This window comes from Eggerthella sinensis (assembly GCF_003339815.1).
Classification (GTDB): Bacteria; Actinomycetota; Coriobacteriia; order Coriobacteriales; family Eggerthellaceae; genus Eggerthella; species Eggerthella sinensis.
This window is the reverse complement of record NZ_PPTT01000071.1, coordinates 1-628: the sequence shown is the minus strand read 5'-3', so window position 1 is coordinate 628 and position 628 is coordinate 1. Positions and strand designations below refer to the sequence as shown.

Here is a 628-nt window from a genome sequence, read left to right as displayed (position 1 = left end):
GCCCCATCTGCATGGCCTCGCGCAGCGAGTTCTCCAGCACGCGCTTGACGCGCGGCGTGAAGGAGAGATGTCCGGAGACGTCGGTGTCCTCGTCGATGGTGACCACCTGGCGGATGGCCTGAACGACGCCGTCGTAGCTGACGTTCAGGCGATCGAGCGCCTGGGCGGCAAGACCGTCCTTCTCCTGGATGAGGCCGAGCAGGATGTGCTCGGTGCCCACGTAGGGCTGGTGAAGCGAGCGCGCCTCATCCTGAGCCAGGACAAGCACTTTACGCGCCTTGTCCGTGAATTTCTCGAATGACATGGTTGCCTCGTTCCTTGGGTTGGTGCCCTTCTGCGAATGCTTTCTCTCTGGTAAAACTGACACGTCGGGCACGGTAAATAGTTCCCGTGCAGTTTAGCACTCCCTATCTTGAATTGCTAAACCTCCACCCCGAGAAGCCGTCATTTGTGGGCACGTTGTGAGGGAGGAGGCGTGTCATGCTCGGTTTCTTCGTCGGCGGCGCGCTCCTCCTCGTCGCGGTTGTCTTGACGGGCGTCCTCGCGGCGGACGTCGCGCTCGATCTTGCGCAGGTTGGCATTTTGGAACTCGGCCACGAAGCCGGCCGAGAAGATGCCGCCGGGAATG

Annotated in this window: 2 protein-coding genes; both read right to left on the bottom strand. The window is 61.5% G+C overall.

All coding sequences use genetic code 11. The annotated features are described in order from the left end of the window. The coding region (locus tag C1876_RS17440; protein WP_280523745.1) for a Clp protease N-terminal domain-containing protein at positions 1-304 on the bottom strand (304 nt) is incomplete at its 3' end. 140 nt (positions 305-444) lie between these two features. After that, positions 445-628: hypothetical protein (locus tag C1876_RS17690; RefSeq protein WP_158544738.1), on the bottom strand; the 184-nt coding region annotated here is incomplete at its 5' end.